Source organism: Streptomyces sp. cg40 (assembly GCF_050320165.1).
GTDB lineage: Bacteria > Actinomycetota > Actinomycetes > Streptomycetales > Streptomycetaceae > Streptomyces > Streptomyces hokutonensis.
The window spans coordinates 129,977-155,594 of the sequence record NZ_CP190128.1 but is presented as its reverse complement, the minus strand read 5'-3'; the positions used below and the strand labels follow the sequence as shown (position 1 = coordinate 155,594).

The 25,618-nt window shown below is 70.0% G+C and carries 23 protein-coding genes; 13 read left to right on the top strand and 10 right to left on the bottom strand.

Annotated elements, in window-relative coordinates; translation table 11 throughout:
* Nucleotides 1–70: 70 nt before the first annotated feature.
* Together ACQHII_RS00605 and ACQHII_RS00600 are read left to right on the top strand one after the other, a co-directional pair.
* Nucleotides 71–1,120, top strand: a complete 1,050-nt coding sequence (locus ACQHII_RS00605) for an aldo/keto reductase (protein WP_427917272.1) — start codon at nt 71–73, stop codon at nt 1,118–1,120.
* Between the two features lie 73 nt (nt 1,121–1,193).
* Nucleotides 1,194–2,228 carry an SDR family oxidoreductase gene (locus ACQHII_RS00600; RefSeq protein WP_427917271.1) on the top strand — a complete coding sequence of 345 codons (1,035 nt, stop codon included), beginning with the start codon at nt 1,194–1,196 and terminating at the stop codon, nt 2,226–2,228.
* 120 nt (nt 2,229–2,348) lie between these two features.
* On the opposite strand, the gene ACQHII_RS00595 is transcribed toward ACQHII_RS00600, so the two are convergent.
* Both ACQHII_RS00595 and ACQHII_RS00590 read right to left on the bottom strand, forming a co-directional pair.
* Nucleotides 2,349–3,467, bottom strand: coding sequence for a fatty acid desaturase family protein (locus ACQHII_RS00595; protein WP_427917270.1), 1,119 nt, complete (start codon nt 3,465–3,467; stop codon nt 2,349–2,351).
* Between the two features lie 7 nt (nt 3,468–3,474).
* Nucleotides 3,475–4,485, bottom strand: coding sequence for a ferredoxin reductase (locus ACQHII_RS00590; protein WP_427925188.1), 1,011 nt, complete (start codon nt 4,483–4,485; stop codon nt 3,475–3,477).
* A gap of 132 nt (nt 4,486–4,617) precedes the next feature.
* On the opposite strand from ACQHII_RS00590, the gene ACQHII_RS00585 reads away from it, so the two are divergent.
* Nucleotides 4,618–5,757, top strand: a complete 1,140-nt coding sequence (locus ACQHII_RS00585) for a PucR family transcriptional regulator (RefSeq protein WP_427917269.1) — start codon at nt 4,618–4,620, stop codon at nt 5,755–5,757.
* Between the two features lie 124 nt (nt 5,758–5,881).
* Nucleotides 5,882–6,586 (top strand): TetR/AcrR family transcriptional regulator, encoded by a 705-nt coding sequence (locus ACQHII_RS00580; protein WP_427917268.1) that lies wholly within the window; start codon nt 5,882–5,884, stop codon nt 6,584–6,586.
* Between the two features lie 244 nt (nt 6,587–6,830).
* Here the strand turns inward: ACQHII_RS00580 and ACQHII_RS00575 are convergent, their stop codons facing one another.
* The 3 genes from ACQHII_RS00575 to ACQHII_RS00565 all read right to left on the bottom strand — a co-directional run bounded on the left by ACQHII_RS00575 (nt 6,831) and on the right by ACQHII_RS00565 (nt 9,348).
* Entirely contained in the window at nt 6,831–7,568 is a 738-nt protein-coding gene (locus tag ACQHII_RS00575; protein WP_427917267.1) for a hypothetical protein, read from the bottom strand.
* A gap of 19 nt (nt 7,569–7,587) precedes the next feature.
* Nucleotides 7,588–8,148: a SigE family RNA polymerase sigma factor gene (locus tag ACQHII_RS00570; RefSeq protein WP_427917266.1), complete on the bottom strand. Its 561-nt coding sequence runs from the start codon at nt 8,146–8,148 to the stop codon at nt 7,588–7,590.
* A gap of 231 nt (nt 8,149–8,379) precedes the next feature.
* Nucleotides 8,380–9,348, bottom strand: a complete 969-nt coding sequence (locus ACQHII_RS00565) for a helix-turn-helix domain-containing protein (protein ID WP_427917265.1) — start codon at nt 9,346–9,348, stop codon at nt 8,380–8,382.
* A gap of 128 nt (nt 9,349–9,476) precedes the next feature.
* Here ACQHII_RS00565 and ACQHII_RS00560 point away from each other — a divergent pair, with 128 nt between their 5' ends.
* From ACQHII_RS00560 to ACQHII_RS00545, 4 genes are all read left to right on the top strand, one after another.
* Nucleotides 9,477–10,514: a saccharopine dehydrogenase family protein gene (locus ACQHII_RS00560; RefSeq protein ID WP_427917264.1), complete on the top strand. Its 1,038-nt coding sequence runs from the start codon at nt 9,477–9,479 to the stop codon at nt 10,512–10,514.
* A 198-nt stretch (nt 10,515–10,712) separates the two neighbouring features.
* Nucleotides 10,713–10,940: a hypothetical protein gene (locus ACQHII_RS00555; protein ID WP_427917263.1), complete on the top strand. Its 228-nt coding sequence runs from the start codon at nt 10,713–10,715 to the stop codon at nt 10,938–10,940.
* 635 nt (nt 10,941–11,575) lie between these two features.
* Entirely contained in the window at nt 11,576–12,985 is a 1,410-nt protein-coding gene (locus ACQHII_RS00550; RefSeq protein WP_427925187.1) for a diacylglycerol/lipid kinase family protein, read from the top strand.
* Nucleotides 12,978–13,598 (top strand): phosphatase PAP2 family protein, encoded by a 621-nt coding sequence (locus ACQHII_RS00545; RefSeq protein ID WP_427917262.1) that lies wholly within the window; start codon nt 12,978–12,980, stop codon nt 13,596–13,598. The genes ACQHII_RS00550 and ACQHII_RS00545 overlap by 8 nt, the downstream gene beginning before the upstream one ends.
* A 62-nt stretch (nt 13,599–13,660) precedes the next feature.
* On the opposite strand, the gene ACQHII_RS00540 is transcribed toward ACQHII_RS00545, so the two are convergent.
* A complete protein-coding gene (locus tag ACQHII_RS00540) occupies nt 13,661–14,038 on the bottom strand; it encodes a hypothetical protein (RefSeq protein ID WP_427917261.1) in 378 nt (125 codons plus the stop codon).
* A gap of 173 nt (nt 14,039–14,211) precedes the next feature.
* Here ACQHII_RS00540 and ACQHII_RS00535 point away from each other — a divergent pair, with 173 nt between their 5' ends.
* Both ACQHII_RS00535 and ACQHII_RS00530 read left to right on the top strand, forming a co-directional pair.
* Nucleotides 14,212–14,766, top strand: coding sequence for a GNAT family N-acetyltransferase (locus ACQHII_RS00535; protein WP_427917260.1), 555 nt, complete (start codon nt 14,212–14,214; stop codon nt 14,764–14,766).
* Nucleotides 14,767–15,243: 477 nt separating this feature from the next.
* On the top strand, nt 15,244–16,248 hold the full coding sequence (locus ACQHII_RS00530) for a chitinase (RefSeq protein WP_427917259.1): 1,005 nt from the start codon (nt 15,244–15,246) through the stop codon (nt 16,246–16,248).
* A gap of 63 nt (nt 16,249–16,311) precedes the next feature.
* On the opposite strand, the gene ACQHII_RS00525 is transcribed toward ACQHII_RS00530, so the two are convergent.
* Complete coding sequence (locus ACQHII_RS00525) at nt 16,312–17,934, bottom strand: cellulose binding domain-containing protein (protein WP_427917258.1); 1,623 nt, start codon at nt 17,932–17,934, stop codon at nt 16,312–16,314.
* A 300-nt stretch (nt 17,935–18,234) separates the two neighbouring features.
* A complete protein-coding gene (locus ACQHII_RS00520) occupies nt 18,235–19,350 on the bottom strand; it encodes a serine hydrolase domain-containing protein (RefSeq protein ID WP_427917257.1) in 1,116 nt (371 codons plus the stop codon).
* A gap of 134 nt (nt 19,351–19,484) precedes the next feature.
* Here ACQHII_RS00520 and ACQHII_RS00515 point away from each other — a divergent pair, with 134 nt between their 5' ends.
* Entirely contained in the window at nt 19,485–20,348 is an 864-nt protein-coding gene (locus ACQHII_RS00515; protein WP_427917256.1) for an AraC family transcriptional regulator, read from the top strand.
* Between the two features lie 187 nt (nt 20,349–20,535).
* Entirely contained in the window at nt 20,536–21,771 is a 1,236-nt protein-coding gene (locus ACQHII_RS00510; protein ID WP_427917255.1) for an MFS transporter, read from the top strand.
* 17 nt (nt 21,772–21,788) lie between these two features.
* Here the strand turns inward: ACQHII_RS00510 and ACQHII_RS00505 are convergent, their stop codons facing one another.
* Both ACQHII_RS00505 and ACQHII_RS00500 read right to left on the bottom strand, forming a co-directional pair.
* Nucleotides 21,789–23,264 (bottom strand): sensor histidine kinase, encoded by a 1,476-nt coding sequence (locus ACQHII_RS00505; protein ID WP_427917254.1) that lies wholly within the window; start codon nt 23,262–23,264, stop codon nt 21,789–21,791.
* Nucleotides 23,251–23,931 carry a response regulator transcription factor gene (locus tag ACQHII_RS00500; protein ID WP_427917253.1) on the bottom strand — a complete coding sequence of 227 codons (681 nt, stop codon included), beginning with the start codon at nt 23,929–23,931 and terminating at the stop codon, nt 23,251–23,253. The genes ACQHII_RS00505 and ACQHII_RS00500 overlap by 14 nt, the downstream gene beginning before the upstream one ends.
* Before the next feature lie 128 nt (nt 23,932–24,059).
* Here ACQHII_RS00500 and ACQHII_RS00495 point away from each other — a divergent pair, with 128 nt between their 5' ends.
* Entirely contained in the window at nt 24,060–25,589 is a 1,530-nt protein-coding gene (locus ACQHII_RS00495) for a glycosyltransferase family 39 protein (protein ID WP_427917252.1), read from the top strand.
* The last annotated feature ends 29 nt before the right edge of the window (nt 25,590–25,618 follow it).

Below are 25,618 nucleotides of genomic sequence, written 5' to 3'. Positions count from 1 at the left end.
CTCACCTTGATAAGCGGAGAGTTCTCCACTACGTTATGTGGAGACCTCTCCGCATACTTTAAGGAGCGTCATGCATTACATCAAGCTCGGCACGACCGGCCTCGACGTTTCCCCGATCGCGATCGGCGCGATGACCTACGGCGAGCCCGACCGCGGGCACCCCGTGTGGTCGAAGGACGAACAGGACGCGCGACCGCTCATCAAGCACGCGCTGGACGCGGGGATCAACTTCTTCGACACCGCGAACATGTACTCCAACGGTTCCAGCGAGGAGATCCTCGGCCGTGCGCTCCGGGACTTCGCCGACCGTGACGCCGTGGTCATCGCCACCAAGCTGCGCCACCCGATGCGGCTGGGACCCAACGGCCGCGGCCTGTCGCGCAAGGCGGTCATGACCGAGGTCGACCACTCGCTGCGCCGCCTCGGCACCGACTACATCGACCTCTACCAGATCCACCGCAACGACCACTCCACCCCTTGGGAGGAGACCCTCGAAGCGCTCAGTGACCTCGTGAAGGCAGGCAAGGTCCGCTACCTCGGCGCCTCGTCCATGCACGCGTGGGAGTTCGCCAAGGCGCTGCGCCTCCAGAAGGAGAACGGCTGGGCGCGGTTCGTGTCCATGCAGGACCACTACAACCTGCTCGCCCGTGAGGAGGAGCGCGAGATGATCCCGCTGTGCCTGGACGAGGGCGTGGGCACGATCATCTGGTCGCCGCTGGCCCGTGGCCGACTCACCCGCGCGTGGGACGAAGCCCGTTCGACGGTGCGCTCCGAGACGGACGGCGCCTACGCGGACACGCTCTATTCGCCGACGGAGGAGGCGTCCAATCGCGCGATCGTCGACGCGGTCGGACAGGTAGCGGAGGCCCACGGTGTCAGCCGTGCACAGGTCGCGCTCGCCTGGCTGCGAAGCCGGCCGGTCGTCACGGCGCCACTGGTCGGCGCCGGCTCGATCCGGCAGATCGACGAGGCGGTGGCATCCCTCGACGTCGACCTCACCGATGACGACGTGCGCGCGCTGGAGGCCCCGTACACCCCCAGGTACGACTGGCAGGGCGTCTCGGACGAGGCCGAGATGGAGGCCATCCGCAAGCGCGTCCCCGGCATGGCCCTCGCGTGAAACTCGTCCTTCGCGCCCTTTCGCACCCACGGGCGCCCCATCACCGCACGAGTCCGGAACTGAGGAGAGACAGATGACACACGTACTGGTCACCGGAGGAACAGGATTCATCGGGAGCTGGTGCGTCCAGGCCCTGCTCGACGCCGGGTACACCGTCCGCACCACGGTCCGCGACCTGCGGCGCGAACCGGCACTGCGAGCCTGGCTGCACGCGGCCACGCCGTTCGACGACGACCGGCTCACCGTCGTACGTGCCGACCTCGAACAGCCCGACGGCTGGGACGTTGCCGTAGCCGACTGCGACTTCGTCCTCCACGTCGCCTCGCCGACCCTGCGCCACACGCCCGCTAACGACGACGACCTGGTGGTACCGGCACGCGAGGGCGTCCTGCGTGTACTGCGCGCGGCCCGCGACGCCCACGTGCGCCGGGTCGTCCTGACCAGCGCCTTCGGCGCCATCGGGATCGGACACCCACCGCGCTCGACCCCGTTCACCGAGGAGGACTGGACGGACGTCGACAGCGACATCCCGCCCTACCAGCGGTCCAAGACCCTCGCCGAACGCGCCGCCTGGCAGTTCGTCCAGGACGAAGGCGCCGGACTGGAACTGGCGGCGGTTCATCCCGTGGGAGTTCTCGGACCCTTGCTCGGCCTGGACGACCCGCCGTCCCTGCGGCTGGTCCGCAGAATGCTCGAAGGACAGGTTCCCGCGTGCCCTCCCTTCGGGATGGGCTTCGTCGACGTGCGCGACGTCGCGGACCTGCATCTGCGCGCGATGACCGATCCGGCAGCCGCCGGCGAACGCTTCCTGGCGGTCGCCGGGCACAGCCTGCGTGTCGTCGACATCGCACGCATCCTGCACGACCGCCTGGGCGACCGGGCGGCGAAGGCACCTACCCGTGAACTGCCCGTGTGGCTCGCCCGCGCACTGGGCCTCGTGAACCCGGAACTGCGACTGCTCAGGCACCAGCTCGGCCGGGACCTCGACGCCACGAGCGCCAAGGCGGAGAAGGTCCTCGGATGGCGGGCGCGTCCCATCGAGGACACCATCGCGGAGACCGCCGAGAGCCTGCTCGCCCACGGCATCGGGACCAGGACCGGCTCGTGACCGACCGACGCGGCGGCCCTACGTCGGTCGGATGGCGGCGTCGGCATCGCGGCCGGAGGGGCGGGGCCGCCGACCGACGACGAGTGCAGGAGCCGTACGAGATCCAACCCGCACCGGGAATCAGGCGGCGACCAGCTCCTGCTCGCGCTCCGGCGCCTTGACCTCGGTCTTCTTGTTCGGCAGCGAGAGCCGGAAGACCTTGTGCCACGCGGAGAACACCTGCTTGGGCAGCGGTCCGGTGACGTACTCCAGCTCGTACTTCTCGAACAGCGCACGCACCTTCACCGCGACCTCGGCGTACCGGTTGCTCGGCAGGTCCGGGAACAGGTGGTGCTCGATCTGGTGGGAGAGGTTGCCGGTCATGAAGTGCATGGCCCTGCTGCCGCTGATGTTCGCCGAGCCCATCATCTGGCGCAGGTACCACTGGCCGCGCGTCTCGCCCTTGATCGACCGGCGCTCGAAGACCTGCACACCCTCGGGGAAGTGCCCGCACATGATCACCGAGTGGGTCCAGAGGTTGCGGACCAGGTTCGCGGTGAAGGTGGCGCCGAGCGTGGTGAGGAACGACGGGCCCGACAGCAGCGGGTGGATCACGTAGTCCTTGAGCACCTGCTTGCGGATCTTGCGGCCCACTGCCCTGGCGCGCTCGCGGAACTCCGGGTTCTTGCGGCGGCGCTTCTGCAGGTTCTTGCCGAGCTCCAGGTCGTACGCCGCGATGCCGTACTCGAAGAAGCAGGCGTTGAGGAAGTTCCACAGCGGCTGCCCGAGGTGGAAGGGGTGCCACTTCTGGTCCTCGTCGACGCGCATGATGCCGTAGCCGAGGTCGTTGTCCTTGCCGATCACGTTCGTGTACGTGTGGTGCAGCTCGTTGTGCGAGTGCTTCCACTGCTCGGCCGGCGAGACGTGATCCCACTCCCAGGTGGTCGAGTGGATCTTCGGGTCCCGCATCCAGTCCCACTGGCCGTGCAGGATGTTGTGGCCGATCTCCATGTTGTCCATGATCTTCGCCACGGACAGACCGGCGGTGCCGAGCAGCCACGCGGGAGGGAAGAAGGAGAACAACAGCACGCCTCGGCTGGCCAGTTCGAGCTTGCGCTGCGCCGAGATGACCTTGCGGATGTAGGCGGCGTCCTTCTCGCCGCGGTCGGCGATCACCTCGTCGCGGATCGCGTCCAGCTCGCGGCCGAGCTCCTCGATCTGCTCCGCGGTCAGGTGGGCGGTGGGGTCGATGGCGGTCAAGGTGTTCCTACCGTTCGATGTCGCAGGGGCCCGCCGCGGCGGACACGCAGGTCTGGATGAGGACGCCCGGTTCGGCCTCGGTGATCTCGCCGGTGCGCAGGTCGCGTACGGCGCCCGCCTTGAGCGGGGTGACGCAGCCGAAGCAGATGCCCATGCGGCACCCGGAGGGCATGAGCACGTCGGCCTCCTCGCCGACATCCAGCAACGGCGTGGCGCCGTCCGCGTCGACGGTCCTGCCGGAGGCGCTGAACGTGACCTCGCCGCCGTCGCCGGTGACGACGATGCCGGGGCGGAAGCGTTCGGTGTGCAGACGTTCCTGTACGCCGTGCTCGGCCCAGTGCTTCTCGGCGGCGTCGAGCAGACCCGCGGGCCCGCAGGCCCAGGTCTCGCGCTCGGCCCAGTCGGGCACGAGTTCGTCGAGACGGGCGACGTCGAGCTTGCCGTCCGTGTCGGTGTGCACCTCGGTGAGCCGCAGCTTCTTGTCCGCGGCCAGGTCGTGCAGTTCGGTGCGGAAGATCACGTCCTGCGGCCGTGGCGCGCAGTGGACCATGACGACGTCGTCGAACTCGGTGTCGCGCAGCATGCCCATCACGGGCGTGATGCCGCTGCCGGCCGTCAGATAGAGCACCTTTGCGGGCCTGGCCCGCGGCAGCACGAAGTCGCCGGTCGCCTGGTCGAGGTGGATCAGCGTGCCCGGTTTCGCCCTGCGGACCAGGTGGTTGCTGACCTTGCCGTCCGGGATCGCCTTCACGGTGATCGTGACGCGGCCGTCCCGGCGGTCGGTCGGCGAGGTGAGGGAGTAGGCACGCCACAGGCGCACCCCGTCGACGTCGACCCCGATCCGCACGTACTGACCGGCTCTGTGCCCGCGCCAGCCCCGTCCCGGTCTGATCACCACGGTCGCGGCGTCACCCGTCTCGGGACGCACGGCCTCGATGCGCCCCCGCAGGTCGGCGCCCGCACGCAGCGGGCTGACCAGGTCGAGGTAGTCCGACGGCAGCAGCGGCGTCGTGACCATCTCCAGCAGTTTCCACGCCCTGCTGCGAAGGGCTGTACTCGTCATGACTCCAGCCTGCTGCGCCTGAAGGCGTAAAGTCCTGTCCGTAGGGCGTGAATCTGATCGGCAGAATTGTTCACAGGGAACAAAAGCGTGAGCCATGCAACGCAGAGGGCCGGCGAACTGGCCCTGGACGAGACGACGGTCACAGCACTGAGGGCCGCGCTGACGAGCACCGCCGACGAGGTCGTCCAGGCGATCATCGACGAGGTCCCGCCCTACGCCAACGCCCTTTCGGGCCCCATGGGCGGCACCATCCGCCGAGCCGTCCGCACCGCCCTGGGGCACTACCTGGACCTCGCGAGCGGCAACGCCACGGCCGGCGACGGCGGTGACGCGGCCTACGACCTGGGCCGCGGCGAAGTCCGCGACGGCCGCTCGATGGACGCCCTGCTCAGCGCCTACCGCGTCGGCGCCCGCGTGGCCTGGCGATGCCTCGCCGCCGGTGCCGTACCCGCGGGTCTGCCCGCCGCCGAGGTCGCCAAGTTCGCCGAGCTGACCTTCGCCTACATCGACGAGCTCTCCGCCGCGAGCGCCGCGGGCCACGCCGACGAACTGGCCGCCCGGGGCCGGGCCCAGGAGCGCCACCTGGAACACCTGGCCCGCGACCTCCTCGCCGGCGCGAGCCCGGACGTACTGCTGGCCTCCGCCCAACGGGCCGGGTGGCAGCCCCCGGTCTCCCTGACCGCGGTCCTGCTGCCCGCCGCCCAGGCCCGGCCCGCCTACCGCACACTCGACCCGAGCACCCTCGTCCTCGACGACCTGCCGGACGGCACCGGGGCACTGCTCGTCCCCGATGCCGACCGACCCCATCTCCTGCGGCAGTTGACCGACCGCACCGCCGTGGCCGGCCCGGCCCGGCCATGGACCCGTGCGTCCGCCTCGTACGCACGAGCCGTACGCGCGCGCTCCCTCTCCTCCGACATCCGCGACACCGAGGACCACCTGCCCGAACTGGTCCTGAGCGCCGACGCGGAAGCGTTCGCGGATCTGCGGGCCCGGGCCCTCGCACCGCTGCGGACTCTGCCCGCCGCGACCGCCCGGCGGCTGGAGGAGACGTTGCGGGAGTGGCTGCTGCACCAGGGCAGACGGGACGAGGTGGCGACGGCGTTGTTCGTCCATCCCCAGACGGTCCGCTACCGGATGTCGCAGCTGCGGGAGCTGTTCCCGGACCTCGGATCGCCACACCGGGTCCTCGAACTGACGCTGGCGGTCGGTCTTCGGGCCAGCTGACGCGTACGTCGAGCGTCCATGGCGGCGCCCGCGGTCTGCTACCGCAGCATCCGTGGCCAGGGGCAAGGCTCAACGCCATGTCGGCAAGGTCGGCCGCTGACGCGACGGCTTAGGGTGACGCCTTATGGGGAGACCACCAGGACACGGCCCGGACTACGAGGTCAGACGACAGGACATCATCGACAAGGCTGCGGCCTTGTTCGCGCGGAAGGGGTACGCGGCGACTGGCATCGTCGAGCTGGGCACCGTGGTCGGATTGGCGAAAGGTGCCCTGTACTACTACATCGGCTCGAAGGAGAACCTTCTTGTCGAGATCCAGGACCGGGTCATGCGACCCTTGCTGGCCTCCGCCCGCCGGATCGCGGACGTGGAAGCCGACCCGGTCCTGAAGCTGCGGATGTTGTCGCAGACACTGGTGGAGAACATCCTCGCCAGGCTCGATCACGTCTGGGTCTACGAGCACGACTACCGGAACCTGGACGGTGTCAACCTGGCCCGACTGCTGGGCCAGCGCCGGGAGTTCGAGGACGTTGTGCAGGGGCTTCTCGTGCTCGCAATGGAGGACGGTTCGTTCCGCGAGCTGGACCCGAGGCTGGCCACGCTCCAGTTCCTCAACATGCACAACCACACCTACCAATGGGTCAAACTCGACGGCGAGTGGGATGCGGATTCCCTTTCTCGTGAGTACTGCAAAACCCTCTTCCGTGGCTTCGCGGCCCCGGGCCGGCAGTTCGAAGAAGTCGAGGACCGCATGCGCGAGTTCCTCGCCAAGAGGGTGACAGCCCCGCCGACACCGCTGGAGACATCTGAGGACTCAAGCACGTCGTAAGGCAGGTGAATCTTGCTGGTCAGGCCCCCCGGGAGCGCCCAGGGCCGGTGTGCCGACGGGTCCGGATGCCAGTGGAGCCGACCGGCGCCGGCCAGTCGGTGTCGCGCGCCGTATCCGCCGTGCCTGGACGACAAGGTGCATCCGCTCCAAGACGAACCGGCGTGCGACGACCTCCGGATGGTCTCGCTTTTCCGAGGGGCTCGCCCGGGTAGCGCCGGGTGAGCCTCTCCGGGACGGGCGCTCCTCAGAATGACGACATCTCTGCCAACACCTTGCCGTCGGTGCCGTACGCCCGGAAGACGGGACGGTTGGCCCGTTCCCTGTTCTTCTGTTCGTTCTTCTGTTCCTGCGAGATGTTCTCAGGCGGCCCGACTGCGTAGGTGCTCACATAGGCAGGCCTGCCGCCCAGCCGCACCATGGGGAGTTCGGTGGTCCGGCCCTTGAGCGTCATGGTGATTCTGGCGGCCGGGGTCTTTCCGGTATAGGCCAGGATGTACACGGTGCCTTGGGCGAGCGGATGCACGTTCATGGTCATCGGCACTGCCCCCGGCTGGTTGACGTCGAGGTAGCCCACACAGATGGGCTTTTCGTGACCGGGTGCCGCGTCGCAGAACTCCCTGGGCTTCAGCAGGTACCAGACGCCGAGTCCTGCCTGGACCTTCTCCCCGGGACTTACGATCCGCACCTCCGTTCGGGGGCTCGGTGACGCGGGCCTGGTGGGGGAGTGCGCGGGTGTGGGGTCCGTACTGGTGACGCTGTGCGAGGCCGTCGGCTCGGAAGGGGCTGCGATCTCGATGCCCACGGGCACCAGCAGGGCCGCGCCGAGGGTGGCCGCCGCCCACCGGCGTCGTCGCGCGATGGTCCGGCTGCGCCGCATGATCCGTTCGAGCGGGAACGACGGTGGGGCGCAGCCGTGCGCGGCGTCGTCGAGTGCCTGCCACAGTTCGGGTACCGGCGGCTGCGGTGACATGTCGGTCGTCATCGGGTGGGCCCTTTCCCCCTCAGCTCTGTGCCGCTGTCGCGGCGTAGTCGGACAGGACCGCGCAGTCGCGCAGTTTCTTCAGGGCGCGGCTCGCCTGGCTCTTCACGGTGCCGGCCGAGCAACCGAGGATGTCCGCGGTCTCCTGCTCTCCCAGGCACTCCCAGTAGCGCAGCACGACGACGGCGCGTTGGCGGGGCGGGAGGGTGGCGAGCGCGGCGAGGAGTTCGGTGCGGGTGTCGTAGCTGTCGTGGTCGCTGATGTGGTCGGCACGTGTGTCCGGCTCGGTCAGGTGCGGGGTGAGGAGCTGTACGACCCGTCGTCTGCGCTGTCGCGTGGTGTTGTTGTTGATCAGCGCGCGGCGGACGTAACGGTCGGGTGCTCCGAGGGTGCGTATGTGATCCCAGCGCAGGTACACCTTGGCGAGCGTGGTCTGGACGAGATCCTCCGCCTCGTGGTGGTCGCCGTAGGTCAACAGATAGGCGAGGCGTAGCATCCACGACCAGCGGGCGGTCGCGTACGTCTCGAAGTCCCCTACGTCGACGTCCGCACCGGGCGGTTCTTCCTTCCGGCCCGTTCTCATCCTGTCGGCCGCCTCCCGGTCCGCTCTGTCCGCAGCCTCTCGCCCAGAGGCGGCAGGCGTACAAGGGCTGGTCATACGCACACCCCGGCTTCCCCGTTTCCTTGATGTCGTGCTCCGCGCTCCGGTCGGTGAGCGCGAACTTCCGTGAGTAACACCCCCGGAAGGGCGCACGGGTTGCACGGGGGCGCGAACGTGCGTCCGGCTACGGATCTGGCCTATGACCGTGAAGTGTCAGCTTCCGTGATGCGGGCTTGGGAGTGGCTCTTGGGGCCGGAAGGTGCGGCGGTAGGTGTCGGGCGGGACACCGACGCTGCGGTGGAAGTGGCGACGCAGGGTGGTGGCGGTGCCCATGCCGGTGGCCGTGGCGATGGTGTCGACGGTGGCGTTGGTGGTTTCCAGGAGTTCCTGGGCGTGGCGGATGCGCTGGGTGTGGAGCCACTGCAGTGGTGTGGTGCCGGTGAGGTGTTTGAAGTGGCGGGCGAGGTGGCGTGAGCTCATGCGGGCCTGGCGGGCCAGGTCCTCCACGGTGAGGGGTTGGTCCAGTCGTTCCAGAGCCCAGGGGAAGAGCTCGCCCAGGGGGTGGTTGCCGGGCTCGGGCAGGGGAGTGGAGATGAACTGGGCCTGGCCGCCGTCGCGGTGGGGCGGGACGACCAGACGGCGGGCGATCTTGTTGGCGTTGGCCGAGCCGTGGTCGAGGCGGACCAGGTGCAGGCACAGGTCCATGGCGGCGGCCTTGCCCGCGGAGGTGAGGACGTCGCCGTTGTCGACGTAGAGGACGTCGGGGTCCACGGTGGCCGCCGGGTGGCGCCGGGCCAGTTCCCGGGTGTGGGCCCAGTGGGTGGTGGCACGCCTGCCGTCGAGCAGTCCGGCCGCGCCCAGGACGAAGGCGCCCGTGCACAGAGAGGCCACGCGGGCGCCGGCTTCGTGGGCGGTGCGCACCGCCTGGACCAGGTCGCCGGGCGGCTCGCGGTCGGTGTCGGCCCAGCCGGGGACGATCACCGTGTCGGCGTGCGCGAGATGGTCGAGTCCGTGGTCGGGCGCCAGACGGAAGCGGTCGACTTGTACCGGACCGCTTCCACAGACGGAGAAGTCGTACCAGGGGTCCACGACGTGGGTCAGGTCGGCGCCGAAGATCTCGATGGCCACGGACAGTTCGTAGTGGAGCATGCCGTCGGTGACGGCCAGCGCGACGGTGGGCATGTCCGAAACTGTACGTGTCATGTCGTTTCCGACGCTCGTGCGAGGTGCTGCCACGAGGACACGATGTGCCTGTCAGGCCGCGGCGGATCGACATCGCGGCGGGTGTTCCAGTGGACGGGGGCGGTCTCATGACGTCAGGTCAGCAGGTGGCGGTGTTCGGAGCTTACGGTCACACCGGGCGGTTCGTGGTCGCGGAGCTGGCCGCGCGCGGATACGTCCCGGTGCCCTCCGGGCGCAACGCCCGGGCGCTGCGGGAGCTGGCCGAGCAGCACGGCCTTGAGGCCCGGGTGGCATCGGCCGAGGATGCGGAGTCGCTGGACCGGGCCCTGGCGGACGCGGTGGCGGTCATCAACTGCGCGGGCCCCTTCGCGACGACCACCGGTCCCGTGATCGAGGCTGCGCTCCGTGCGAAGATCCCGTACCTGGACGTGGCCGCCGAGCTTGAGGCCAACCTCGACACCTTCGCCCACTACCAGGAGCGAGCCCGGGACGCGGGAGCGGTGATCGTCCCGGCCATGGCGTTCTTCGGCGGCCTCGGCGACCTGCTGGTCACCGCGGCGATGGGCGACTGGACCGCGGCCGATGAGGCCCATATCGCCTACGCGCTCAGCAGCTGGCACCCCAGCGCCGGCACCCGCCTGTCCGGTGCCGTCTCCCGCGAGCGCCGCGGCGACGTCCGCCTGCGCTACAGCGGCGGCCGTTGGGAGCGCCGCACCGACGCCGCGCCCGCCCTTCGGTGGACCTTCCCGGAACCGACGGGAGTCCGGGAGGTGATCGGCGAGTTCACGATGGCGGACGTCGTCACCGTTCCTCAGCACCTTTCCATTCCCGACGTGACCACCTACATGACCGTCGAGGCGGTCCGTGATGTCGCCGCCGCCGACACGCCGGCCCCTGCCGCCGCCGACCGGAGCGGGCGCTCGGACCAGACCTTCCTCGTCGACGCCGTCGTACGCTCCGGCGGAGTCGAACGCCGGGCCACGGCCGGCGGCCAGGACATCTACGCCGTCACCGCGCCTCTCGTCGCCGAGGCCCTCGAACGCGTTCTGACCGGTCGCACCAAGACTGTCGGCGTCGCTTCCGCGGGCGAGATCTTCGACGCACCGGACTTCCTGCACGCACTCGCCCCGTACATCGCACTCGACCTTCACCCGCAAGGCGCGTGACTCTCCGCTTCGATCACCGAGGGCCACATTCCAACCGGCCCGCTGAACCAACAGCACGATGAGGCGAGGAGTGAGTGGCCGGCTGAGGCCGGGGCCGGTGTTCGTCACACGTGGGAAGCGAGTGTCCCCGTAGCCTGACCTGCTCGTCAGTGTGTACGGCTGGCACTTCTACCGCTGAGCGTTCTGGCCTTCGGGTTGATGAGAGGTTGTACCTTCGCCTTCGCGTCGTTCTTCTTCGGCGCTGCCGTCCCACTGTCCGGCACCAGCCGGTTCCGTGCGGACCCGCGCCAACGCGTCGGACTCGTCGACAACGTCCTGCTGCTCCCGGTGCTTTTCCTGGTCGCGGGAGTCCAGGTCGACCTGTCGGGGGCTCGGCTGGTCGCGGTCGGCGGCAAGCTCCTCGGCGCGTATGCGGCGACGTCGTGAGCGGACTCGGTCACCGCATCTCGTCGGCCCTGGCGGAATCCGTCCCGACTCGCCGCCTGGTTCGGCACCGGGATCGCGACCCTGTACCGCCACGTACGTGAAGCCGTCGAGCCTCGGACGCCCACGCTCCGCCCCGGACACGGCGGCGAGGGCGTTGATCCGGCCGGGCGGAGGGACGGATCCGGATCCGGTGCCCGACGAGGTCGGGGCGCCCCGGCCTTGTACTCTTGATCCACTCTGCGATGCATGTCGTCGAGGCTCGGTCGATCACCGATGGGCGTGAGGAGACGGGGTGGCGGACAGGGACGACGAGGCCGAGAAACGCCGGACTCGTGGTACTGGGGGACACGAGGTCGCGCTTCGAAGACCTGGCGGTCGAGGGGGCGAGGGGCGCGCTTCGGACATGCTGAGCGGGAGCCGTGTCGTGGGTATCGGCGGCCGGACGGGCGGACCGCCGTGCCACCGCGACCGGCTTCCCGGCTTGAGTCCGTTCCGTCGGCCGCGCCCGGTTGCGGACGGGGCGGGACGCATCGCGTACGTTCCATGGACACCGACAGGAATCGCCGGAGTGACGGGCGGACGGAGCACCCGCTGCGATGGCGAGTGGCCACCTCGGCCATGACCGGGAAGTGACATTGAACAAGACCGGAACGACGCGCAAGACGGATCGCCACGGACCCGACACGGGTCTCGGCGCGGCGCGAGCCCTGGCCCGCCTCGCCCTGCTGTGCATCGCGGGAGCGGTGGTGGCAGTGGTGGCCGGCACCGACCACTGGTTCATCCTGCTGCTGGGGCTGGCGGGCCTCGGACTGGCCGGCGCGGGCCTGTGGTGGGCGTTGGCGCACCGCGGACTCGCCCGGCTCCTCGGCGCCCTGCTGGCGATCGCCGCACCCGTCGGTGTCCTGGTGCTGTACGCCGTTTCCGGCCTCTGGGTGGTCGCGGTGGTCGCCCTCGCGGCGTGGACGGCCGCGCTCGGCTGCGCGCGCAGTGCCCTGCGCCGGCTGCGCAAGCCGCACGGCATGCACACCCGCACGGTGCGCCCGCCCCGCCGGGCCGTGCTGATCATGAATCCGAAGTCGGGTGGCGGGAAGGTCGGGCGTTTCGGACTCGTGGAGCGGGCCGAGGCGTTGGGCGCGCGGGTGATCCTGCTCGACCTCGACACGGATCCGGATCCGGTGGCACTGGCCCGGCAGGCCGTCGCCGAGGGAGCGGACCTGCTCGGTGTGGCCGGCGGCGACGGCACCCAGGCCCTGGTGGCGGGAGTGGCCGCCGAACACGGGCTGCCGTTCATGGTCGTGACGGCCGGTACCCGCAACCACTTCGCCATGGACCTCGGTCTGGACCGGGACGATCCGGTGAGCAGCCTGGACGCGCTCTCGGACGGCGTCGAACTCCGCGTCGACCTCGGGGACATCTCCGGCCGGCCGTTCGTCAACACCGCCTCGTTCGGTACGTACGCGCACATCGTGCAGAACCCCGACTACCGCGACGCCAAGGCGGTCACCGCGCTCGACCAGCTGCCGGACCTGCTGGCGGGCGAGGCAGGTGCCGAACTCAGTGCCCGGACCGACGAAGAGCGGTTGGAGTCCCCACAGGCGGTGCTGGTCAGCAACAACCCCTACGCACGGGCCGACCCCCTGACCGGTGGCCGCAGGGAACGGCTCGACACGGGCGCGCTCGGCGTGATCGCGGTCCGGGTCGGGGGCGCCGTACAGGCCGCCGAACTGGCGCTGTTGGGGGAGCGGGCCAGCGGCATCACGACCCTGACGTCCCGCAGCGTCGTCGTGGAGTCCGACGAGGAGACCATCCCGGTGGCCGTCGACGGCGAGGCACTCGTCCTGCCCCCGCCCGTCGTGTGCACGATACGACCGGGCGTACTGCGGGTCCGCGTGCCCAGGGAACGTCCCGGAGCGCCGTACGTCGCACCGACCGTCGACTGGTACCGCGTCGTGCGCCTCGCCTTCGACCTGTCACCCCACGCACGCGAGAGCCACGACCAGGCAGCCTCCTCACGCGACAAGACCCAGGAGCAGAGCGATGATTGACCGTCCGACTCGGCAACAGCGGGTACCGCAGGGCCTGTTGCGCGATCTCGCCAGCCTCGACCAGGCGCTCTACGAAGCCGTGACGGTCACCAGCACACCCGCACTGGACTCGGCGCTGCGCCGACTGTCCGCGGCGGCCGACCACTCCAAGATCTCCCTCCTGATCGCGGCCGCCCTGGCTCTGCGCCCCGGCCGCTCCCGCCGCGCCGCGGTGCTCGGCGTCGCGGCGATCGGCGTCGCGTCCACCACGGCCAACCTGCTCGGCAAGCGTCTTGTACGGCGGCCACGCCCGCACCGCGCCGAGGACTCGCCGTTCCCCGGTCGGCACGTCCCCATGCCGGCGTCCGCCTCGTTCCCCTCCGGCCACACCGCCTCGGCCGTGGCCTTCGCGGCGGCGGTCGGGCCCGCGTTCCCGGCCGTCACGGTCCCTCTCGGCCTGCTGGCCTGTGCCGTGGGCTACTCGCGGGTCCACACCGGGGTGCACTATCCGGGCGACGTCGTCGCCGGCGCCGTACTCGGAACGGGTGCGGCCGCCGCCGTCCTCGCGGCGGCCGCACACTGGGACGGCAGCGGCAGTGTCGGGCGGCAGACCTGTGGCTCTTCGGTTCGGTGACGGCCCGTTGAACGCTCGGGCGACAGGCCGGGAGGCGACACAGGTGTGCAGTCGCGCTGCCGTCACTCGATCCAGCGGGCAGCGGCCTCATAGGTGGTGTCCGGGGCGCTGTTGAACGCGATGGCCGCAGCGGGTGCGTGGCGCCGAATCAGGTTGACGATGAGCTCAAGGAGTTCGACCTGACCGTCCGAGTGCCGCAGGCCACCGCCGACGGTGACGCACTCCCACCGATGAGCTCGCAGCGCACTCCCGACGACCACTTCGACGTCGTCACTTCCATCGAGGCCGATCAGACAGGTCCGCACGCCCACACCGTGTTCGGCGAACTTGGCCAGCCCCGCCTCGACCGCCCTGGCCACCGGCTCAGGATCCCACGGCCCGGGCACCCGATACGGATCAAGCCCGATGACGAGGACGCGCGGTGAAGCAGTGGTGTCCATGTCCGGACGATACGCGTCGAGGGCATTCCGGTGATGATCCGCGGCGGGCTGTTCCACCCGGTTCGGTCGCGCTCGCGCCGTGCCGACTCCGACCTCGCCGACCCCTGAACCGCTCGTCGACGGGGTCGTATAACCGTTTGCCGCAGGCCGTTCCGCTCGGATAGGAATCTCGCATGCTGAAGGGTGACAAGGTCGGGCTCAGGGCCCGGCACGAGGACGACATCCCGATCCTGCACGCGGAGCTCTACGACGACGTGGTCACCCAGGCGCGGTCGAACGGTCGGCCGTGGCGGCCGGTCCCGCCCGGCTCCAAGGACTCGCAGTTCGTGGTGGACGACAAGGAGCTGGGGAATGCGCCTTTCTCCGTGGTGGACTTGGATTCCGGCACCCTGATCGGCAGCGCGGTGCTGTGGGGCATCGACGACCACAACCGGGCCGCGCACATCGGCCTCGGGCTGCTGCCCTCCGCCCGTGGCAAGGGCTATGGCACCGACGTGGTCGCGGTGCTGTGCCACTACGGCTTCGTCGTCCGCGGCCTGCACCGGTTGCAGATCGAGACGCTGCCGGACAACCACGCGATGCTGCGCTCCGCCGAGCGCAACGGCTTCGTCCGCGAGGGGGTGCTGCGTTCGGCGGCCTGGGTGATGGGGGAGTTCGCCGACGAGGTGCTCCTCGGGCTTTTGGCCGAGGAATGGAAGCCGGCCCCGAAGAACAGGCCCGGTACTTAACCGCGAGTGTGCCCGACCCCGGCTCCGGTCGTCGCCGACCGGGTCCCGTCCCGCCGCCCGGGAATGCACCGTGGGGCGGTGTGGTTGTAAGGACCGTGGGAGTGGAGGGGACAGTGTCCCCGGGCCTCACCTATTTCCTGCGGGGACGATCGTCCGGCTGAAGCCCCGCAGAGCACATCGCCGCGTAGGCGACCGCCCTCCATTCCCGCAACGCGCAGAGCGGCCCCGAGTGCTTCGATCGCCTCGGGGCTGCGGTATGTCCTCTCCGCTTCTGGGACCGACTGACTTCTCCAACTGGCCGTCGGCACAAGGGTGTAGCGACCGCCTGTTGTTGCCGCGGGGGTTGACGGACGCATTGGTCTAGGCCTTAATGGCTTCAGTCTGTTCACGTGAACAGGAAATGTTCATGAACATGAACAGATGTGGTTTCCTCTACCCCCCACCGGCGCACTGGGTGCGCTGCGTCTCGGAGGACTCATGCGTCGAAAGAGCAGCTACACACTGGCCGTTGCCGTGTCCGCAGGTGTGGCGGTGGCGGCCGTCGTCGCCCCCTCGGCATCCGCCGCCCCGACAGCGGCGAACCCCGGGCCCGGCTTCCCCGCCCGGTACGCGGCACCGTACGCCGAGACCTGGAACTCCCCGTCCGCCCTCGCGAACGCGCGCAATGCCACCGGTCAGAAGTACTTCACGCTCGCTTTCGTCATCGCCGGAAGCGGCTGCAACGCGACCTTCAACGGCGACACGTCCATCACCGACGCCTCCTGGACCGCCGCCATCAACTCCACGAGGGCGGCCGGCGGCGACGTCATCGCCTCCTTTGGCGGGGCCTCCGGCACCGAACTGGGCGTCGCCTGCACCTCGGTGTCCTCCCTCAAGGCCCAGTACAAGCGGGTCATCGACAGCCTCAACCTCACCCGCGTCGACCTCGACATCGAGGGCTCGACCCTCAACAACACGGCTGCCAACGACCGGCGCAACAAGGCGCTGGCACAGTTGCAGAGCGAGTACGCGACCGCGGGGCGCCGACTCGACGTCCAGTACACCCTCCCGGTCGACCCGACCGGCCTGGAGCAGAACTCGATCAACCTGCTGAACAACGCCAAGAGCAACGCCCTGACGGTCAATCTGGTCAACATCATGACCATGGACTACGGCCCGGCCATGGACATGGGGAAGGCGGCCACCGACGCGGCGACCGCCCTGCACGGCCAACTGGGCCGGATCTGGACGACCAAGAGTTCCGCGCAGCTGTGGGCCATGGAGGGGAACACCCCCATGATCGGCGTGAACGACACCACGGCGGAGGTGTTCAGCACCGCCAACGCCACCACGCTCGCCAACTTCGCCGCGAGCAAGGGCATCCAGGAGCTGTCCTTCTGGTCGCTGGGCCGGGACAAGGCCTGCGCCACCAACGGCCAGCTGTCCGACACCTGCAGCGGCACGTCGCAGAGCGCCTACCAGTTCACCCGCACGCTCCGCTGACCCGGCCCGGGAGATCCCCGGGGGTAGCGGAGCGCACAAGCGTGCCGAGCGGACCTCCGGGGCTCAGCCCGTGTAGGTCGCGAACAGTTTGGAGAACTGGTACGGGGTCTGCGGGATGTTCGTGCACCGGCTCAGGGCACCGGTGCAGGCGTTCCCGTCGCGGGTGACGTCCCAGAAGCCCAGCTCGCCGAGGTGGTTCTGTTTGGCGAAGGTGAGCACCTGCTGTGCGTCGGCGGCGGTGAACACCTCGCCGGCGGTGTCGTTCTGGCCGAGCATCGGAGTGAGGCCGACCATCGCCCAGGTCTGGGCGGTGGTGAGGTTGGGCCACACCGAGGCGATCTGGGCGCGGGTCGAGGTCGCGGCCTGGACGGCGTACGTGCCCATCTTCCCGGACGGGCTGGGCGCGGCGCTGTCGCCGTAGTCCATGGCCATCAGGTTGACCGTGTCGACGTTCAGGCTGTGCGACTTGGCGGAGTCGAGGATGTAGACGCCGTCGGCGGTGAGACCGCTGGGCAGGACCGGAAGGGTGAGCGTGACCTTGAGGTCGCGGCCCTTGGCGCGCTGCGCGGCCTGGACGGCGGCCACGGCCGTCGAGCGCCGGTCGATCGAGGCGTGGTCGACCGCCGCGGCGCCCTCGATGTCGAAGTCCACGCGGTCCAGGGCGTAGGCGTCCACGACCTTCTGGTACTGCGCCTGGAGCGCGCTCGTGCTGGTGCAGGCGAGGGCCAGTTCGGTGCCCGACGCGCCACCGAAGGAAGGCCGTACGTCACCGCCCGTCGCGCGCAGCGAGTCGAAGTCCGCCCGGTCCCAACCCGCGCCCGGGTCGAAGGAGTTGAACCAGCTCGCGTTGCAGCCGGTCGACCCGGCGGTGATGAAGCCGAGCGAGAACTGCCGCAGCCCGGTGTTCGTGGCGATCTGTGTGAGGTTCGGCGTCGGGTAGGCGCCGAGGTCGACAAAGGGGGCCGCCACGCCGGGAGTTGTGCCACTGCCCGCGGTCGCGGTGAGCGTCGCGGAGTGCGCCGACTGGTTGTTGGAGTCGTCGAGCGCGGTCACCGAGAAACTGTGGCTGCTGCCGGGGAGCAGGCCGGTCACCGTGAACGTGGTGCCGGTGCCGGAGGTGGTGGCGATGATGTCGCTGCCCTCGTGGATCCGGTAGCCGACCACGCCGACGTTGTCGGTCGAGGCGTTCCAGCCCAGCGTCACGCTGCCGGGGCCGGTGGCCCGGACGGCGAGGCCGGAGGGGACCGAGGGCGCGACGGTGTCGGCGGGGACGCCGGCGCAGGGGCCGTTGTTGATCAGGCAGGCGCTCGGCGGGACGACCGAGCCGGTGTAGCTGAAGTCCATGCCGACGACGGGCGCGGAGTCACCGGGCGCGAGTGGGGCCTCCCAGGAGGGGGAGGTGATGGTGTACTGCGTCCCGCTGTGGGTGACCGTGCCGTTCCACGAACTCGTGACGGCCTCGGTGGCGGGCAGGGTGAAGGTGATGGTCCATGAACTGACCGTGTGGGTGGACCTGTTGGTGACGGTGTAGCCGCCCTCGAATCCGGCACCCCAGGTGGAGGTGATGCCGAACGAGGCGATCAGACCGGTGTTGTCGGCCGCGTGGGCGGCCGGGGCGGCGGTCGTGGCCATACCGCCGACCATCAGGGCGGCGGTCAATGCGGCGCGCAGCGACGCACGTCTCATGCGGTTGCTCCTCCGTGGGGCGAGGCCGCGCACGGCGTCGCGCCGGTACGCGGATTGCGGTGCCCTGCACACCCGTCGCACGGTGGAGGGGTGCGGGTGGGGAGGAGCCGTGCGACGTGATCAGGGCGGGTCGAGGCAGGGGAAATCCGTCGAACGGCGAGTCGTGAAGTTAATCGGAAACTTTCCTTACATCTGCCTGCGGTACGAAGCGTGGCCGTCCGCGTCGGCCTGCGTCAAGAGATCCGGGAAAGATTCGTCTAGACCAATCCCGGCCCCGGGGGCCCGAGTTGCCGCGGATTGTCACCGCAGTCCGCTGTAGGCGGCCATGATCATCTCCATGCCGCGGCTGTCCTCCTGCTGCTCCCGGTCCAGCATCTGGTTCATCACGTAGGCCACCGTCATCCGTGCGTCAGGGTCGCTGGCGACGAGCGAGCCGCCCCATCCGCCCCAGCCGAACATGTTGCCGAACTTGCCGAAGCCCGCGGTCCAGGCCATCGAGGTCCGCAGCACCCGGTCCTCGCCGCGGAACACCTCCTGCCACGCGGGCTCGCAGCCCTGCGGCGACAGCAGCCGTACGCCACCGACGGCACCCCGGTTCGCCAGCACCGACTGGACGAGGGCGACGGACCGGGCGTTGCCGAAGCCGTTCACCGCCGGGATCTGCGCACGGCGCCATGCCACGGAGTTGGCATCCCTCACCCGGACCGCGACACCGTCGTACTCCCGGCGTGCGCCGTCCGGTCCGGACGGTGCGGCGGCGGTGTACTCGTCGCTCTGCGACGGCGGCGGGATGAGCGGTGCGACGCGGTGGTCGTCGTCTGCGCAGAGCCCGATGTGGAAGTCCGCGCCCAGCGGCTTCGCCACTTCCTCCGCGAAGAAATCGCCCAGGGAGCGGCCGGTGACGCGACGGACGATCTCACCGATCAGGTACCCGAAGGTGAGCCCGTGGTATCCGGCGGCGGTTCCCGGTTCCCACTCGGGGGTCTGCGCGGCCAGCCCTGCCGTCACGCTCTGCCAGTCGTAGAGGTCTTCGACCCTCGTCGGCCCGGACAGTTCCGGCAGTCCCGCGGTATGCGACAGCGCGTGGCGTACCAGCAGACGCTCCTTGCCCGCCGCGGCGAACTCGGGCCAGTAGGCGGCGACCGGCGCGGACAGATCGAGCAGGCCCCGGTCGGCCAGGATCAGCGCGCACAACGCGGTCATGTTCTTGGTCGTCGAGTTCACGCCCGTGAGGGTGTCGCGCTCCCAGCCGACGGTGCGGTCCGCGTCGGCGTACCCGCCCCACAGGTCCACCACCGGTTCGCCGTCCAGGTAGACGGCGACCGAGGCGCCCACATCGACCTTCCCGAGCGAGGCCGCGAGGGCCGCCTCGACTGCGGCGAACGGCGGTTCGCACATCCCCTTAACATCAGTCATGAGCGCCAGCCTCGGGCAACGCCGACACCACCCGCCCGACAATTCCCGTACGGCTTCTGTCGGGCAGGGCGCGAAGAAATCACCTAGACCTGAAGACGGCCCGGCTGTATCGGCAGGAAGAGGAACGGACACACGTGCTGGAGCGGCTGAACCAGGCGCTGGACCACTTGGAGGCCCGCCTCGACCGGGAGGTCGACGTGGCCGAGGCGGCCCGGATCGCCGCGGTGTCGGAGTACCACTTCCGCCGGTTGTTCTCCGCCCTCGCCGGGATGCCGCTCCCGGTCTACGTGCGGCGCCGCAGGATGACCCTCGCGGCGGCCGAGGTGCTGGCCGGGGAACGCACGCTGCTCGATGTCGCGGTGCGGTACGGCTACGGCTCGGGTGAGGCGTTCGCCCGCGCGTTCCGGTCGGTGCACGGCATCGGTCCGGGCGAGGCCCGGCGCACGGGCGCACCGCTCACGGCCCAGCCGCGCATGTCCTTCCGTGTCGTCGTCGAAGGGAGTACGACGATGCGCTACCGGATCGTGGAGAAGGAGGCGTTCCGGATCGTCGGCAGGAAGGCGCGGGTCCCGCTGGTGCACGAGGGCGTCAACTCGGCCGCCGCGGCGCACCTGGAGAGCCTGGACGAGCGGGCGGTCGTACGGATGAAGGAGCTGGCCGACCGGGAACCGGAAGGCATCGTGTCGGCGGCGGTGTATCTGACCGACAGCCGGGAGGAGGGGGTCGAGGCCGACTACTGGATCGGCGCGGTCACCGGCCCGGAGGCCGCCGTCGAGGAACTCGACGCCCTCGACGTACCGGCCGGGACCTGGGCGGTCTTCGACAACGACGGGCCCTATCCGACCGCGCTCCAGGCACTGTGGCGCGACGTGTTCACCCAGTGGTTCCCCTCCAACCCGTACACGAGCAGGCCAGGTCCGGAACTCCTGCGGACGCGGCCGGTGGAGACCGGCGCAGAGACCCACTCCCAGTTGTGGATCCCGGTCGAGCGGTCCTGACCTGACCTCACGGCCGGGCGAGCGGCGCGGCGCTCGTAGACTCTTCCTGCCCCCAGGGGCGCATCGGGCAACGGCGGCCGACGCGACAGGCCAAAGAAACAGGGCGAACCGGACGCTTCACCGGTCCTGCCCTCTCCCACCCCGCATCCGCACGCACACCGCAGCCCGTGAAAGGTACTCGCGCCCCATGCCACTCGCCCTGCTGGCCCTTGCCCTCGTCGCGTTCGGTATCGGTACGACCGAGTTCGCCACGATGGGGCTGCTGCCCCAGATCGCCCACGGCGTCGGCGTGTCCGTGCCGCACGCCGGCAACCTCGTCTCCGCCTACGCGCTCGGTGTCGTCGTCGGGGCGCCCGTCCTGACCGGCATCGGCGCGCGCATCGCCCACAAACGGCTCCTGCTCCTGCTGTCCGCAATGTTCGTGATCGGCAACGTCGCCTCCGCCCTCGCTCCGAACTTCGGCCTGCTGTTCGCCGCACGGTTCCTGGCGGGCCTGCCCCACGGGGCGCTGTTCGGCGTGGGCGCCGTCGTGGCCTCCCGACTGGTCGCCCCCGAACGGGCCGGGCGGGCGGTGTCGAGGATGTTCCTCGGACTCACCGTCGCCAACATCGTCGGCGTCCCGGCCGGCACCGCCCTCGGCCAGCACCTCGGCTGGCGGTACGCCTACTGCGGCGTCGCCGTCATCGGCCTTGTCGCGCTGGCCGCACTGGCCGCCTTCGTCCCCCATCAGCCCCGCGGCAACCAGGCCGGCATCCGGCACGAACTGCGGGCGATGGGCAACCGGCAGGTCGCCCTCGGCCTGGCCACCGCCGTCGTGGGATTCGGCGGCTTCTTCGCCGTCTACAGCTACCTGGTGCCGATCCTGACCCATGTGACCGGCCTCGCCGACTCCGCCACCACCTGGGTCCTCGCCCTCTACGGCATCGGCATGACGCTGGGCACACTGATCGCGGGTCCGCTCAGCGACCGGGCCCTGCGCCCGACGCTCTACGGAGGCCTCTTCCTGCTCGGCTCGACGCTCCTGGCGTTCTACTTCACCGTGCACAGCACCGTCCCCGCCCTGGTGACGCTCGTGTTCATGGGCGCGATGGGCGCCCTGGTCACCACCCCCGTGCAGATGCTGCTCATGGCCAAGGCGAAGAACGCCCCGACGATGGCCGCGGCCTCCAACCACTCCGCCTTCAACCTCGCCAACGCCGGCGGCGCCTGGCTCGGCGGCCTGGCCATCTCCGCAGGCTGGGGCTGGGCCTCACCGGCCCTGGTCGGAGCGACGCTCGCCGCAGCCGGCCTCGGCCTCGCCCTCTTCGCAGGCTTCACGGACCGTGACACCGGCAGCTCCGCACTGATCACTTCGTCACGGGCCAGGACCTCGTCGGAGCCTGTGCCGACGACGTCCCGAACGGGGACCAGCAGGGACGCCTGAAGGGAAACCCGTCCGCGTCATTTCTCGGCCGGAGCGGGGGCCTGGGGAAGGCGTAGCTGGAAGCATGCCCCGAGGGTCCGGGGGGTGAGGGTGAGGGTGCCTCGGTGGCGGTGGGCCAGGTCGCGGGCGATGGCGAGGCCCAGGCCGGTGCCTCCGTCGTGGCGGGAGCGGGCGTCGTCGAGCCGGACGAAGCGTTCGAAGATGCGCTCGGCGTCCTCGGGGGGCACGCCCGGTCCGTCGTCGTGCACGGTGAGGACGATCCAGTCGTCCTCGTTCCGGACGGTGATCTGGATGCGGTGTACGGCGTGGCGGGCGGCGTTGTCGATGAGGTTGCGCAGCAGTCGTTCGAATTCGTCGGGGTTTCCGTGTGCATGTACGGGGGCGGTGCTGTCGCAGGTGAGCGTCAACGGTCGCTCGGCGAGGGGATATTGCTCGGTCAGCCGGGAAGCGAGGGCTGTCAGGTCGACGGTTTCGGGACGGACCGCGGGGGTGCGGGTGTCGAGGCGGGCGAGGAGCAGCAGGTCCTCCGCGAGGGCCTGGAGACGGCGGGTCTGCCGTGCCGCGGTGGTGGCCGCGGCGGGCCAGTCGGTGCGATCCGGGTAGGCGAGTGCGACCTCCAGGCTGGTCAGCAGTGTGGTGAGGGGGCTGCGCAGTTCGTGGGCGGCGTCCGCGACGAAGCGGCGTTGCTGGGCGGCTGCGTCGTCGAGACGCTGGAGGGTGGCGTTGATGGTGGTGGCCAGGGCGGTGATCTCGTGTCCCGTGGCGGGGACGGTGACACGTTCACGGGGGTCGCTCGCGGTGACCGAGGCGGTGAGGACGCGGATGGCCTCGACCGGCCGCAGTGCGATGCGGACGGCGAAGTAGGTGGCGGCGGCGATGAGGACGAGGCCGACGAGCCCGGCCCGCAGCAGCAGGAGGTCGGTGGTCCTGGCGATCGCCTCGGCCGTTTTCGGGAGCACCACGACATAGACCCGCAGGTCGGCGTCGGCGGTGACGCCCAGAGCGGCTGCCTTGTCCCTGCTGAGTGCGGCGGCGCTGACATCGGAGAACATGACCGTGTAGGTCTTGCCCGTCAGGTCGAATCTGTCGCTGATGGCGGAGCCGCGCACGGGTATGCGGAGGGGGAGGATCGTCAGGCTTCCGGGCGCCCTGGCCTCCGTTGGGGCGGGCAGCACATGGCGGGTGCCGGGATCGAGGGCTTCCATGCCTCCGCCGTAGGTGACAGCGGTACGTCGGCCGGTCGCGACGACCTCGTACGGCAGCAGGGTGCCTCTGCGAGCGGGAACCACACCCCCGTTCAACTGGTCGACGAGGGCCCACACCTGTTGCTCGGCCTGTTTTTCGGCGATCCTCCTGCCCTGGTCGTAGACGTCGTGGTGCAGCCACCAACCGATGCCGACCAGGATGACGGCGGCGGCCGAGGCGGCGGCCAGGGCCGTGCGGGCTCGTACCGAACGCGGCCACCAGCGGCGCCGCGGCTCAGTCGCGGTCACGGTCGTCCACCAACCGGTAGCCGGTGCCCCGTACGGTCTGCAGGGACTGCCTGCCGAACGCGGCGTCCACCTTCTTGCGCAGTGCGCTGACGCGCGCCTCCACCAGGTTGGGATCCAGCGCCTCGTCGGGCCACGCGTGATAGAGCAGATCCGATTTGGAGACCGCCTGGCCCGCCCGGCGGGCCAGCAGCTCCAGCACGGCGAACTCCCTGGGCGTGAGATCGACCCGGGCCCCGGCCCGGCGGCAGACCCGGCCCGCGACGTCCAACGAGAGGTCGCCCACGGCGAGGACGGGCGGGGCGACCGCGGCGGCTCGTCTGACCAGGGCCCGCAGCCGTGCGACGAGCACCAGGTAGGAGAAGGGTTTGGCCAGGTAGTCGTCGGCCCCGGTGTCCAGGGCCTCCGCCTGGTCCCACTCCCCGTCCTTGGCGGTGAGCACCAGGATGGGGGTCGCGTTGCCCTCCCGGCGCAACTGGGCGCAGACCTTGTAGCCGTTGAGTCCGGGCAGCATCAAATCCAGTACGACCAGGGCGTATTCGCCGCTCCGGGCCATCCACAGACCCTGCCGGCCGTCATGGGCGAGGTCGACGCTGTAGCCCTCGGCGGTCAGACCGGTGTGCAGGGTGCGGGCAAGGTCCACCTCGTCTTCGACCACCAGGATGCGCATGCGGTGCAGCCTCGCACAGCGCCGGACCTGCTTCCTGATCGGCCGGTCAGGTTGGGTCAGCATCCGGTCAACGAGGTCCCGGCACGCTGGCGGAACGTCTTCGCCACTGCTGAAAGGCCCTGTCGCCGATGTCCCTTGATGAACGTGCCCCCGCCGGGGCCAGGACGGTTTCCCTCGTAGCCATCCGCCGGCAAAGACCGAGCCCGGCCAAGGCCGTTGTCGTGATCGCGCCCTTCTTACTGACGATCGCTCTGGGGCTCTGGGGCATCCGAAGGGAGAACACGATGTGGGGCGACGAGTCCATCACCTATCAGCTGGCGCACCGCGATCTCTCGCAGATATGGCTCACCGCCCAGCACGTCGATCTGGTCCACGCCCTCTACTACGCCGTGATGCACGAGATCTTCGGTCTCTTCGGCGGCGGGCTGCTGACGTTGCGACTGCCGTCCGTACTGGCCATGGCCGTGGCGGCGAGCGGAGTCGGGCTTCTGGCGCTGCGTCTGGCGGGACCCCGTGCCGGAATGCTGGCCGGGCTGGTGTTTCCGCTCCTTCCCCAGGTGCAGAAGTACGCGCAGGAGGGCCGCTCCTACGCCATGGTCTGTGCCCTCGTCACCTGGGCCACCTACGTGCTCGTGGCCGGCGTCTCGCATCGCGCCCGGTGGCGGTGGGCGGTCTACGGCGCCACGATGCTGCTGGCCTGTCTGCTCCACGAGTTCGCGGTCCTCGCCCTGGTGGCACACGGCGTGACACTGGTCGCCTCCCGTGTCCCAGGACCGGTGCTGAGGGCATGGAGTGCGGCCGCCACGGGAGTTGTGGCCGGGCTGTTGCCGCTCGCGATCAGGAGCGCCGGGCAGTCGGGGCAGGTGGCCTGGATCGGCGGGCCCGTGCGGCTTCGCTATTTCCTGATCGTGGCGGTCGTGGGCGTGGCGTGTGCCCGAGCGCCCCTGGGCGTGCGGGGGCCCGTGCGGCTTTCCGCGCTGGCGGTGCCGATACTTGTGCTTCCAGGCCTTCTGCTGCTGATCACCTCACTGGTCAAGCCCCTTTTCGTCGACCGGTATGTGCTCTACAGCAATATCGGGATCGCTCTGCTGCTGGGCGCCTGGATGGATTACTTCCACCGCCGGCAACGGTCTCCCCGCACCGCGTGGATCGCGGCAATCGCCGTACTGGCCGCGCTCGTCCCGCCGAGCCTGTCGCTGAGGACGCCCCAGAGCCGGAGCAATGACGCCACCGCCGTCGGTGCCGCCGTGCGCGAGGAAGGCCGTCCCGGCGACGGGCTGCTCTATTTCTCCGGCCAGTACCGGGCCTGGACCGCGGCCGCCCCCGAGGACACCCGCTTCCTGACGGATCTGGCCCTGGCACAGGACCCCGTCTCGTCGAACACGCTGGCAGGTGTCGAGCTTCCCGCCCGAGACATCGCGGCACGCATGCTGGAATTCGACCGGATCGTCGCGGTCCGCAATCCGGTGGGTGCGCACCAGCCGGCCGACCCGCGGGAGGAAGCGAAGGCAAGCACCCTGCGGCGCCACTTCCGCGAGTACGGAACAACTCGGGTCAGCGGAGCACGAGTCACCGTCTACGTCCGGGAACACGACCAGGCTCCGGAGGCCGGTCGTGGGTCCAACAGCCCCGAAGCGAGCGGTGGGGTGATCAGGTGACCGCGACTGGCGGCGGTCGGTGCGACTCG

Bases quoted from the DNA above. Each gene is read 5' to 3' on its own strand.
- ACQHII_RS00535 (WP_427917260.1), top strand. From the start codon at position 14,212: ATGCTGAAGGGTGACAAGGTCGGGCTCAGGGCCCGGCACGAGGACGAC.
- ACQHII_RS00570 (WP_427917266.1), bottom strand. From the start codon at position 8,148: ATGAGAACGGGCCGGAAGGAAGAACCGCCCGGTGCGGACGTCGACGTA.
- ACQHII_RS00525 (WP_427917258.1), bottom strand. From the start codon at position 17,934: ATGAGACGTGCGTCGCTGCGCGCCGCATTGACCGCCGCCCTGATGGTC.
- ACQHII_RS00565 (WP_427917265.1), bottom strand. From the start codon at position 9,348: ATGCCCACCGTCGCGCTGGCCGTCACCGACGGCATGCTCCACTACGAA.
- ACQHII_RS00600 (WP_427917271.1), top strand. From the start codon at position 1,194: ATGACACACGTACTGGTCACCGGAGGAACAGGATTCATCGGGAGCTGG.
- ACQHII_RS00545 (WP_427917262.1), top strand. From the start codon at position 12,978: ATGATTGACCGTCCGACTCGGCAACAGCGGGTACCGCAGGGCCTGTTG.
- ACQHII_RS00590 (WP_427925188.1), bottom strand. From the start codon at position 4,485: ATGGTCACGACGCCGCTGCTGCCGTCGGACTACCTCGACCTGGTCAGC.
- ACQHII_RS00580 (WP_427917268.1), top strand. From the start codon at position 5,882: ATGGGGAGACCACCAGGACACGGCCCGGACTACGAGGTCAGACGACAG.
- ACQHII_RS00510 (WP_427917255.1), top strand. From the start codon at position 20,536: ATGCCACTCGCCCTGCTGGCCCTTGCCCTCGTCGCGTTCGGTATCGGT.
- ACQHII_RS00530 (WP_427917259.1), top strand. From the start codon at position 15,244: ATGCGTCGAAAGAGCAGCTACACACTGGCCGTTGCCGTGTCCGCAGGT.
- ACQHII_RS00495 (WP_427917252.1), top strand. From the start codon at position 24,060: ATGTCCCTTGATGAACGTGCCCCCGCCGGGGCCAGGACGGTTTCCCTC.
- ACQHII_RS00520 (WP_427917257.1), bottom strand. From the start codon at position 19,350: ATGACTGATGTTAAGGGGATGTGCGAACCGCCGTTCGCCGCAGTCGAG.
- ACQHII_RS00560 (WP_427917264.1), top strand. From the start codon at position 9,477: ATGACGTCAGGTCAGCAGGTGGCGGTGTTCGGAGCTTACGGTCACACC.
- ACQHII_RS00540 (WP_427917261.1), bottom strand. From the start codon at position 14,038: ATGGACACCACTGCTTCACCGCGCGTCCTCGTCATCGGGCTTGATCCG.
- ACQHII_RS00555 (WP_427917263.1), top strand. From the start codon at position 10,713: ATGAGAGGTTGTACCTTCGCCTTCGCGTCGTTCTTCTTCGGCGCTGCC.
- ACQHII_RS00500 (WP_427917253.1), bottom strand. From the start codon at position 23,931: ATGCGCATCCTGGTGGTCGAAGACGAGGTGGACCTTGCCCGCACCCTG.
- ACQHII_RS00575 (WP_427917267.1), bottom strand. From the start codon at position 7,568: ATGACGACCGACATGTCACCGCAGCCGCCGGTACCCGAACTGTGGCAG.
- ACQHII_RS00605 (WP_427917272.1), top strand. From the start codon at position 71: ATGCATTACATCAAGCTCGGCACGACCGGCCTCGACGTTTCCCCGATC.